Raw genomic sequence first — 7,819 nt, 5'->3', positions numbered from 1 at the left:
GTGCGGCGGGGGGCGGGGGGATGTCACGGGGTGCCGTACCGGGCGCCGGCGCGGGCACCACGGCAGGGGTGGACGGCCGTCCCCCGGGTGCCGCGGCGGGTGACGGCTCCACGGCCTCCCGGCCGCCCTCCTGCCGCGGCACCCCCGTCAGCGCCGTCAGTGCCGTCGCCGCCGTCGGTCCCGTCGCCGCCGTCGGTCCCGTCGCCGCCGTACGGCCGTCCGCCCGGGTCCACCCCGGCGGCAGCGCCGGTGTCACCGAGGTGACGGGGATGTCCGGTGCCCCGGTGCGGACATGGTCCGGCAGGACCGTGCCCGCCGGGGGTGTGGTGATCTCCGGGTGCTTGGGGCGGCGCCACAGCAGCCCGGTGAATTCCCTGGTCGTCGTCATGAACGCTCACCCGCCTCCCGCTACTTGCCCGTGATCGTGCCGAAGTCGGTGCCGGAGCCGAGCAGCAGGCCCGCGCCGAGCAGCAGCATCGTGGCCGGGACCATGAAGGTGGTGATCATCAGCGTGGCCCGGGGCACGGCGCGCGCGGCCTTGCGGCGGGCGTTCTGCGCGTCGGTGCGGCGCATGTCCTTGGCCAGCGAGACCAGCGTGTCGACGATGGGGGCGCCGAGCTCCTCGCCCTGCTGGAGGGCGGTGACGAACATGGCGACCTGTTCGGAGTCGTTGCGGCGGCGCAGCTCCGCGAAGGCCTGGCGGCGGCTCATGCCGAGGTCCATCTGGCGCAGGGTGATGCGCAGTTCGTCGGCCCAGGGGCCCTCGTAGCGGGAGGCGACGCGGTCGAGGGCCTGGCGGAAGCCGAGGCCCGCGCTGACCACGACGGCGAGGACGTCGAGGAAGTCCGGCAGGGTCCGCTCGATGACGTCCTTGCGGATGCGGATCGCGGACCAGATGCCGACCTCGGTCCAGAACGCGCCGAACGCGAACAGCAGGACGGCGACCAGGTAGTTGCCCTTCAGCAGCATCACCAGTCCGCCGACGCCGCCGAGGAACCCGTAGACGGCGCGGCGGGCGGCGTAGCGGTCGATGGTGAGGCCGCCGGGGTTGCCCGCGAGGTCGATCTTGCGGCGGTAGCGGGCCACCATCTTCGGGCCCATCATCCGCAGCACCATGGGCGCGTAGCGCATGCCGAGGCGGTCGACGAGCGAGTAGACGGCGCCGGTGCGGGTGGCGCCCACCTCCAGGGCGAGCGCCAGGTCGCTGGGGAGCTTCGTGTCCGCGCGGTACATGCGCAGGCCGGCGAAGGCGCCGTAGACGCCGAGGGCCATGACGAGGGCGAGGACGAGTGCCATGCGTGGTTTCCTCCTTTCGGGGTGCGGTGGTTCAGACGTCGATGCGGGACATGCGGCGGATGAGCACGAAGCCGATGGCGTAGAGGCCGAAGGCGATGACCACGCAGGCCTGTCCGACGGGTGATCCGGTCATCCGGTCCAGGGCGCCGTCCTTGACGCCGTTCATCAGGAACAGGGAGCCGATGCCGAGCACGGGGACGGCGTAGGAGGTCATGTTGACCTGGGAGAGCTGGGTGCGGACCTCGCGCCGGGTCTCCTTGCGTTCCTCCAGCGTCTCGGTGAGGTTGCGCAGCGCGCCCACCACCTGTCCGCCGGCCCGGTTGGACAGGACGAGGGTGGTGACGAGGACGACGAGTTCGCGCGAGGGCAGCCGGTCGGCGAGTTCGCCGAGCGCGTCGTCGATGGAGTGCCCGACCGCCAACTGGTTGGTCACCTTGGTCAGTTCCTCGCCCGCGGGGGCTTCCAGCTCCTCCGCGGCCATGCCGATCGCTGTGCGCAGCGCGAGTCCGGCCTGGGTGGCGTTGGCCAGGATGCGGGCCAGTTCCGGGAGTTGGTTGATGAACTTCTCGATGCGCTTCTGGCGCTGCCAGTTCAGGAACTGCCAGGCCGCCCAGACACCGAGCAGTCCGGCGATGGGGCCGAAGAAGGGGGCCAGGGAGGCCTGGCCGATCAGCCACAGGCCGACGACCGCCGCCAGCATGTAGACGAAGAACTCGCCGGGTGTGAGGTCCAGGCCGGTGGCGGCGAGCTTCAGTTCGAGCTTGCGGCCCGCGTTCGTGCCGCGCAGCCGCCGGTCGAGGCCGCGGAAGCGGCGCCTGCGGCCGCCGATCGGGATCTGCCCGGTGTGCGAGAGGCGTTCCACGAGGGCCGCCCGCTGAGCCCGTCCGCGCGCGTAGGTGTGCAGGCCCACGACGGCCAGGACGCACGTCAGCAGCGTGACACCGGTGGTGAGCTGGACGAGGGTGTGCAGATCCATGGGGACGGTCCCTACCTACCTGGCTTCTCGGGTGGCGAGCTGGTGTGCGGACTGGGCGACGCCGAACGCCTGCGGGATGGGCTGGTTCGCCATGTAGAGGCGGTCGGCGGTGCGGCGGGTGAGCGGGAAGTAGTGGAAGGCGCCGTGGATGCGGCCGTCGGGGGTCATGGGCTGCGCGTCGAAGCGGGCGATCGTGACCAGCCGGTACGGCTCCCCGCCGTGGCTGTCCAGCATCGCGACCTCGGTGATCCGGCGGGCGCCGTCGGCGAACCGGGTGAGCTGGATGATCACGTCGACGGCACTGTTGATCTGGTCGTGCAGGGCCACGAAGGGGACCTCGACGTCCGACATGGAGGCGAGGGTCTGCAGCCGCATCAGCGCGTCCTCGGCGCTGTTGGCGTGGACGGTGGCGAGGGAGCCGTCGTGACCGGTCGACATCGCCTGGAGCATGTCGAGCGACTCGCCGCCGCGGACCTCGCCGACGACGATCCGGTCGGGCCGCATCCGCAGGGAGTTGCGCACCAGGTCGCGAATGGTGATCTGGCCCTTGCCCTCGACGTTCGGGGGCCGCGACTCCAGGCGGATGACGTGCGACTGCTGCAACTGGAGTTCGGCGGAGTCCTCGATGGTGATGATCCGCTCGCGCTCCGGGATCAGCCCGGACAGGGCGTTGAGCAGGGTCGTCTTCCCGGTGCCGGTGGCGCCCGAGACGATGATGTTGAACTTCGCCTGCACCAGGCCGGCCAGCAGGAACAGCATGTGCTCGTCGAGCGAGCCGAGGCCGATCATCTCCTGGAGGGTGAAGGAGCGCGGGAAGCGGCGGATGGTGAGCGTGGCGCCGGTCAGGGACAGCGGCGGGATGATCACGTTGACGCGCTCGCCGGACGGGAGGCGGGCGTCGACCATCGGATTCGATTCGTCCACACGGCGGTTGACGGTCGACACGATCCGCTCGATGGTCTGCATCAGCTGGTCGTGGGAGGCGAACCGCATCGGCAGCTGCTCGACCCGCCCGCCGCGTTCGACGAAGATCGCGTCGGGGCCGTTCACCATGATCTCGGTGATGGACGCGTCCTCCAGGAGCGGTTCCAGGATGCCGAGGCCGAGCGCCTCGTCGACCACGCGGCGGATCAGCTGCGAGCGCTCGGCGGTGGACAGCACCGGGCCCTCACGGCTGATGATGTGCCCGAGCACCCGCTCCAGGCGCGCTCTGCGCTCGGCGGCCGCGAGGGAGCTCATCTCGGCGAGGTCGATCTCCTCGAGCAGCTTGGCCCGGTACGAGGCGACGAGATGGCCGTCCGCGCCCTTGCTGCCGTGCTCCTCGGGGGAGTTGATGCGTGCCCGCAGGCTCATGACGTGAGTGCTCCTCGGTGCTCGGTCATCAGTGCTCGGTCCTCGGTCAGTCGTCGTCCTCGGTCAGTGGTCGTCCTCGGTCAGTGGTCGTCCTCAGTCAGTGGTCCCGTGGCATGGTGGCGGTCCTGCGCGCGTCCCCCAGGTTCCACACGACGGTGGGTATGTGGACGGTGGCGGTGACGGTGACCGTGTCCGCGCCCGCCCCCGCGGCGCACGTCACCTGCATCGTGCTGCTGACGGCCGCGGCGCACGCCTGCTGCGCGTCCTGCCCGAGCGACGCCGCGCGCGCCCCGGCCCGGGCGGCGGTCCCGGCCTGCTGGGCGGCGTAGGCCACCGCTCCGAGCTGGATGCCCGCGAGCGCGACCAGCAGCAGGATCGGGACGAAGCCGAGGTACTCGATGGCGACCTGTCCGCGGTCGCGGTGGGCGCGGCCGGGCGCGAGGGGCTCGCGGAGCCTTCGTAGGAAGCCCATGTCAGTTCTTCTCCTCCTCCACAGCCCCGGCGTGCCCGTGCACGGTGAAGGGGAAGTCGATGGAGCCCGGGAAGAGGACGGGCACCTTGATCGCCACGTCCGCCGTCACATAGCCGGTGCCGCCGCACTGCGTGACGTCGGCCCCGCTGCGCCAGGCGCCGGACAGGTCCTCGAGGGCGGCCTGCCGGCAGACGTCGTAGCGCTCGCCCCGGGCGGCGGCCGTGGCGGCGCGTACGCCCTCGTCGGCCGCGTTGCCCGCGAGCGTGTAGGCGTAGCCCACGAGCACGCACTGCCACACCAGCACCAGGGTGAGGATGATCAGCGGTGTCATGCCGAGGAACTCGATGGTCACCTGGCCCCGGTCACCTCGCAGGCGTGCGGTCCCCCGCGTCAGGCGTTTCATCCCCCGCCCTCCCTGCGCCGCCGGAAACTCACCGACCCCCGGTCGCCACCTCGCAGCCGGCCGCCGCGCTGGGCGCCGTCGGGGGCCGTGACCAGTCCCAGTTCGCCCGCGAGGGTCCACAGGGCCTGCTTGACGACGCTCTTGTTGTCGAGTTGGTGGATGCGGCCGGAGTCGACGGCACCCTGGAGTTCCTTGAAGTTGGCGGGAACGGCCGTGCGGGCCACGGGCGTTCCGGTGATGCGCTGGATCAGCGGCGGCTGGATCTCGGTGGCGCGGGTGTGCCGGTTGACGACGACGGTCGTCTCCTCGGCCTTGCGGATCTGGAGCCGGTCCCACATCCGCACGGTGCGCTTGGCGGCGCGTACGGCCAGCACGTCGGGCGTGGTCAGCAGCAGGGCCGTGTCCGCCATCTCGACGGCGGCCGCGCTCGCGCCGGTCAGCTGGGCCCCGCAGTCGACGACGACGACCTCGTAGCGGGAGCGCAGGGCGCTGGTGATCTGGCGGGCGGCGCGGTCGGTGACCTCCTCGCCGCGTTCGCCCTCGCCGGGCGCGAGCAGCAGGGCGACACCGGTGTCGTGGCGGAAGACCGCGTCGGCGAGGACGCGGGGCGAGATGTCGGTGATGGCGGCCAGGTCGACGACCGAGCGGCGGAACTGGATGTCGAGGTAGGAGGCGATGTCGCCGGTCTGGAGGTCCATGTCGACGAGGGCGGTGGAGCGGCCCGACGCCTGCGCGGCGAGGGCGAGTTGGATGGCGGTGAGGGTGGCGCCGACGCCGCCCTTGGCGCCGCTGACGGTGACGACGGTGCCGCCGGCGCCGGTGAACACGTCGCCGCCGTGGCCCAGATGGCGCCGTACGCCCACCGACCACTGGGAGACGGCCTGCACCCGGCTGGCGAGTTCCTCGTAGCTGAGCGGCAGGGCGACCAGGCCGCGGGCGCCGGAGTCCATGGCGGCGGAGAAGAGGCCGGGGCTCGCGTCGGAGGTCACGAGGATGACGCCGACCGCGGGGAAGCGCAGGGCGACCTCGCGGATCAGTTCGAGGGCGGGGACGGGGCCGATCCGCTCGTGCACGACCACGACTTCGGGCAGTTCGTCGACGGACTCGGCGGCGAGCCGGGCGAGGGTGTCGACGAGCTGGGTGGAGTCGACGACGGGGGCCACCGGTTCGGCGTCCGGGAGCTGGCTGAGCAGGGTGGTGATGGAGCGGACCGCGTCCACGTCGCCGACTGCCGGGAGGATCCTCGTGGGCATTGCGGGCCTCTCACTTGTCCGTCGCGATTTCGTACGTACGGTCCTTGTCCGGCACGGTGGTGGAGCTGCCGGGCGCGACGAGCGCCAGCCGGACCCGCTGGGCGAACGACTCGGCGTAGGTGAGGCGCTGGGCGTCGAGCGTGGAGAGCGCGAAGGTGATGGGAACCGCGTCCGTGGGCTGCTGGTTGTTCTTGTCGTCGGGTTCGAGGGAGGTCAGCTTGCCGACGTCGAGGACCCGGGCGTTGGTCACGATGATCTTCGACTCGTCGGGGTCGGTGTCCCGCTTGCCCTGGAAGGTGGCGTAGACGTTGACCGTGTCCCCGGGGTTGATCTTGCCGGCCACCCCGGTGGCCGCGTCGATCATGATCGCGACCTCCTGCTCGCCCGCCTTCAGGGCGGGCTGGTCGACGATCATGTCGGTCTGGAGCAGCGAGCCCTTGCGCAGGTTGGTCACCGCGATCTTGCCCTGGATCTGCTTCAGATCGGTGACCGCGTTGGCCGACAGCCACCGCTTGGGCATCTCGACCTTCTCGAACTGGCCCGTGTTCAGCGTCGTGTAGGGCGCGACGTCGGTCTTGAGCTGGTAGGCGGTGACCTCCGGGCCCACTTTGGACTTCACGTCACTGATGACGGAGAGGACTCCGGCGAACGCGCCGAGGGCGCAGAGCACGGAGAGGATCAGGAGTATCACGCCGCGGCGCTGACGGGAGTTCATGAACCGTACAACCTCATTGGGGATATCGGTCGAGCGGAGACGAAGGGTCTGAGCGGGGAGCGCTGAGCGGCACGCGCCCGGTGTGGTTCAGGACTCATCCGGCGGGCGATCGGTTCTCGTACCGGCGTGAGCTGCGGCTTTCGAGTGCCCGGGGGCGGCGTGCGGGCGGTACGGCGCGCGGGGCGGGGTCGTCGTGCGCCGGCGGGGTGGCGGAGCAGAAGACGCAGCGGTCGCCGATGACGTCGATGCCGCACCAGTGGCACACGCTCTGCCGTACGGAGGTGACCAGTTGATAGAGGACCGACAGGTCGGGCAGGTAGGTGCAGAACTCGACCAGCCGCGAGGTGCCCCACCACTGCGCGGACTCCGCGGGCAGCGGGCACTCGCGCAGGCCGAGCACGTTCCACGCCTGGGCGAGGGTGCCGCCCACCCAGTCGCTGGGCGACTGCCCCTTGGCGACCAGCATCCAGGTGCCGAACTCCGGTCCGGCGAGGGTGGCTTCGGGGCCGATGCGCACCAACTGCGGCTGCGGGTGGGCGATCACGCCGAACTGGGTGCCCGGCACCCAGGACTTGGCGTGCTGGCGCAGTCCGACCGGGACCCGGTCGAGGCGGGTGACCGAGCCGAGGACCGCGCCGCAGTGGACGTAGTGGGTGAGCAGGCGGCCGGCGGAGGCGAGCACGCCGGGGCTGAGGTCGCAGGACGCGAGCTGCCGCAACTGCCGCGCGAGGACCGCGAGTCCGAGGGGCGGAAGGTCCGGCTGGAAGAGGGCGATCCGGTCGCTCTCCAGCAGGGAGCGGATGGTGTGCAGCCGGCTCGCCACCCCCTCGGGCACGGCCTGCGAGCACACGACGATCAGGTGTCCGTGCAGGTCGAGCAGGGTCTGGACATCGGCGACCGTCTGGTCGAGCGGCCGTCGGTCCAGTTCATGGAGGACGGCCGCGGGCATGGTCCGCTCGTCCTGCGGCGGCAGCGCCATGTCGGCGCTGGTCACAGCAATGGCAGTTGGCACGCGCAGCTCCCCGCTCCACATCCGTCGGTCACCGGTGGCACCCCCGTGCGGTGTCAACACCCTTTGTGGCGCTAACTCCTGTGCGGCGTTACTCCCGTCGGCCGAGACGACTTCACTGCGTGACTACCTCAGCACTGTATCCACGCCTCTGTGACCGGAGAACAGCGTTTTTGTAGCTGTACGGCAACTGGCGTCGCACAAGGTGCGGCAAACCGGGGCAGGCGGAGCATTCGGCCGTCGTGGTGTCCTCCTCAGGTCCTCGGCCCCACGCTTCCCGCCCCGGACGGCGGCTACTCCCTCCGGGGCGCGCGCACTGAGCCGCGCGGCGCGGCGCGTCGG

The 7,819-nt window shown here is 71.3% G+C and carries 8 protein-coding genes and 1 pseudogene; all 9 read right to left on the bottom strand.

The features are described from left to right. Positions 1-388: pseudogene (locus tag WN71_RS42885) on the bottom strand (two-component sensor histidine kinase); the annotation flags it as partial. A gap of 20 nt (positions 389-408) precedes the next feature. Further along, on the bottom strand, positions 409-1,296 hold the full coding sequence (locus WN71_RS25555; protein ID WP_046590147.1) for a DUF5936 domain-containing protein: 888 nt from the start codon (positions 1,294-1,296) through the stop codon (positions 409-411). A 31-nt stretch (positions 1,297-1,327) separates the two neighbouring features. Beyond that, positions 1,328-2,272: a type II secretion system F family protein gene (locus WN71_RS25550; protein WP_046590145.1), complete on the bottom strand. Its 945-nt coding sequence runs from the start codon at positions 2,270-2,272 to the stop codon at positions 1,328-1,330. A gap of 15 nt (positions 2,273-2,287) precedes the next feature. Further along, positions 2,288-3,625 (bottom strand): TadA family conjugal transfer-associated ATPase, encoded by a 1,338-nt coding sequence (locus WN71_RS25545; RefSeq protein WP_046590143.1) that lies wholly within the window; start codon positions 3,623-3,625, stop codon positions 2,288-2,290. 97 nt (positions 3,626-3,722) lie between these two features. Continuing rightward, positions 3,723-4,097 (bottom strand): TadE/TadG family type IV pilus assembly protein, encoded by a 375-nt coding sequence (locus WN71_RS25540; RefSeq protein WP_046590142.1) that lies wholly within the window; start codon positions 4,095-4,097, stop codon positions 3,723-3,725. Position 4,098: 1 nt separating this feature from the next. Next, a complete protein-coding gene (locus WN71_RS25535) occupies positions 4,099-4,500 on the bottom strand; it encodes a TadE/TadG family type IV pilus assembly protein (RefSeq protein ID WP_046590141.1) in 402 nt (133 codons plus the stop codon). After that, the gene (locus tag WN71_RS25530) at positions 4,497-5,753 is read right to left on the bottom strand and encodes a CpaE/TadZ family protein (RefSeq protein ID WP_046590139.1); all 1,257 of its coding nucleotides are present in this window, start codon (positions 5,751-5,753) and stop codon (positions 4,497-4,499) included. The genes WN71_RS25535 and WN71_RS25530 overlap by 4 nt, the downstream gene beginning before the upstream one ends. A gap of 10 nt (positions 5,754-5,763) precedes the next feature. Next, positions 5,764-6,468 (bottom strand): Flp pilus assembly protein CpaB, encoded by a 705-nt coding sequence (gene cpaB / locus WN71_RS25525; protein ID WP_046590136.1) that lies wholly within the window; start codon positions 6,466-6,468, stop codon positions 5,764-5,766. 94 nt (positions 6,469-6,562) lie between these two features. Next, a complete protein-coding gene (locus tag WN71_RS25520; protein WP_046590134.1) occupies positions 6,563-7,501 on the bottom strand; it encodes a hypothetical protein in 939 nt (312 codons plus the stop codon). Positions 7,502-7,819: the final 318 nt, after the last annotated feature.

It is taken from the genome of Streptomyces mangrovisoli (assembly GCF_000974985.2).
GTDB classification, from domain to species: Bacteria; Actinomycetota; Actinomycetes; order Streptomycetales; family Streptomycetaceae; genus Streptomyces; species Streptomyces mangrovisoli.
This window is presented reverse-complemented; position numbering and strand designations above follow the sequence as displayed.